Consider the following 2,741-nt stretch of genomic DNA (forward strand, 5'->3'; position numbering starts at 1 on the left):
GGGGGGCCCACCCCGAGCGCGTGTCTGTGCGCTCCGGCGCCCCCCGGGCGCCCCCCCCCGCGGCCGGGACCCCCCGGGCCCGCGGCCCGGGTGGCGTTCGGGGCCCCCGCGCGCGCCGCACGACCAGCCGAACGAGTGAATCCGGCATCGGGTCCGCGGCGCCGTCCGACCTCCCCCGCCAACGTCTCCGCGCCTTGCGCGCCCGGCTTCCCTGCGCTCCACGGGCCCTCGCCGGGTGCTCGAAAACACCCCGTTCGACCCGGGCTCGCCCGGGAGCAAATCGCTTGAACGACGGGCTCGAACAGCACCATCATCGGACCTCCGCCGCCCGCCGTGCAGCCTCAACTCCGTTGTCTCTTTACCCATTTGGGCTCTATTCGGGCTGCCCGGCGACGGCTCCGCACGTCCGTTCACGCGCCTGGAGGAGCTGTGGTGAATCCCCCTACCCCGGTGTTCAACGACCCCCGCGAGGTGGGAGCATGAGCGCCCCGACCCAGCGGTCCGCCGACGGCGTCAACGCCCCCGACGACGCCGACGAGGAACTCACGTGGCTGGCCGACCGCCGCCGCATCGAGACCATCGAGGCGATCAGCGTCGGTGCGATGGCCCGCCGCCTGCCCACGCTCGTCGTCCGCGCCTTCCGCCTCGGCTGGCGCATCGACCGGTTCTCCGTCGCCCTGCTCCTCGCCTGCCAGGTCCTCTCCGCCGTGCTCGGCGCGACCGGCCTGCTCGCCACGACCGGCACCATCGCCGCCCTGTTCGGCCCCGGCCGGGTGGGTGACAAGCTCGCGCACGCCGCGCCGTCGATCCTGGTGATCGCGGCCGCGGCCGGCGCCCGCTCGCTGCTCGGCATCACGATCCGCACCATCACCATCCACCTCTCCCCGCGCATCTCCCGCGAGGCCGAGGCGGCCGTCCTGCGCGCCACCGTCGCCGCCGAGCTCACCGCCTACGACACCGCCGGCTACAACGACGAACTGGACGCCGCCGACCGCGGCGCCGACGTGTGCGTCGACATCGTCGGCGAGGCGCAGAACCTGATCGCCTCCGTCGCCTCGCTCATCGGCGCCGCCGGAGTCCTCACCGTCCTCCACCCCCTCCTGCTCCCGCTGCTGGTGCTCGCCGCGCTGCCGCAGGGCTTCGCGTCGGTGCGCGCCGCCCGGGTCCAGTTCCTCGCGAACCGGGCCACCATCGGCGACCGCCGGATCATGGCCAACCTGCGCTGGTACATCCACGTCAAACGCAACGCCGACCAGATCCGCTCCGACACCATGGGCGACTTCCTGCTCGAGAAGTACGAGCACGTCGGCCGCCGCCTCGACGCCACCTCCCGCCGGGCCGCACTGCAGAGCGCCCGCGTCTCGGTGCTCGGCGCCGCCGCCACCGGGCTCGGCACCGCCCTCGTGTGGGCGGCGATGCTCTGGCTCGTCAGCACCGGCCGCATGGGCCTCCCCCAGGGCGGCGCGGCGGTGTTCGCGCTCGGCGCGGTCGGCACCAGCCTGCACGGCATCGTCGGCTACGGCGCCGACCTGTTCCGCACCGGCATGTACCTCGACGACTGGTCCACCTTCCTCGACACCGCCGGCGGCCACCGCCCCCGGCGCGGCGACCGGGTGCCGGAGCCCCCGCGCCGCATCGCCGTCGAGGACCTCCGCTACGCCTACCCCTCCTCCGAACGCACGGCGCTCGACGGCGTGAACCTGCACGTCGAACGCGGCGAGATCCTGGCGCTCGTCGGCGAGAACGGCTCCGGCAAGACCACCCTCGCCAAGCTCCTGTCCGGCCTCTACCTGCCCACCGCCGGATCCGTGCGGTGGGACGGGCACGACACCCGCGACCTCGACCCGCACGCCCTGTGGCACCAGGTCGCCGTCGTCCCCCAGGACTACGCCCGCTGGCCGCTCACCTGCCGCGACAACATCACCCTCGGCCAGCCCGCCGCCGACGGCGACGCCGCCGTGCTGCGCGCCGCCGAGGCCTCCGGCGCGGCCGAGGTCGTCGCCAAGCTCCGCCGGGGCCTGTCCACGCTCCTGGCCGTCGAGTGGATGGGCGGCGAGGAACTCTCCGGCGGCCAGTGGCAGCGCCTCGCGATCGCCCGCGCCTTCCACCGCGAGGCCGGCCTCCTGGTCCTCGACGAACCCACCGCCGCCCTCGACCCGCGCGCCGAGCACCGCATCTTCCGCAACCTGCGCGCCGTCGCGCAGGAGCGGGCGGTCGTCCTCGTCACGCACCGGCTCACGAACGTGGCCGTCGCCGACCGCATCGTCGTCCTGGAGGACGGCAAGGTCCTCCAGGAGGGCACCTTCACCCAGCTGGTGGCCGAGAAGGGCGGCCGCTTCCGCGAATTGTGGGACCTCCAGAACGAACGCAGCGGCCTGCCCGCCCAACGCCCGGGATCCAGGATTAGCTAGCTTCCGGCTGCCGTCGGACTCCTGCGGTCTTCCCCGCCCGGACAGTACGGGTGTTCCGTACCGTCCGGGCACCGCGGTACGGTCGGTGGTCACCGACCGGGAAGCATCCGACGACCGTCCCCGATCAGTGGATCGGCAGCGCCCGGCGCACTAGGGTTGTCGGCGATGACTACCGGGACGGCCTTGCGCCACACACGGATTGCTGCCCCGGGGGGGCGCGGGGCGGCCGGCGGGGCCGTGCGGGGCCACCGATAGATAGCAGGCGCGCCGGATTGGCGCGGGGCCCACCACCCTCGTTTTTATCCACGCGGTGTATCACCAGAACACAGC

At 73.9% G+C, this 2,741-nt stretch carries 1 protein-coding gene; it reads left to right on the forward strand.

From position 1 onward, the window contains the following. Positions 1–479 precede the first annotated feature (479 nt). Positions 480–2,411 (forward strand): ABC transporter ATP-binding protein, encoded by a 1,932-nt coding sequence (locus tag ACFV4G_RS38830; protein WP_380447497.1) that lies wholly within the window; start codon positions 480–482, stop codon positions 2,409–2,411. The last annotated feature ends 330 nt before the right edge of the window (positions 2,412–2,741 follow it).

The sequence above is a fragment of the Kitasatospora sp. NPDC059747 genome (assembly GCF_042732955.1).
Lineage (GTDB): Bacteria > Actinomycetota > Actinomycetes > Streptomycetales > Streptomycetaceae > Kitasatospora.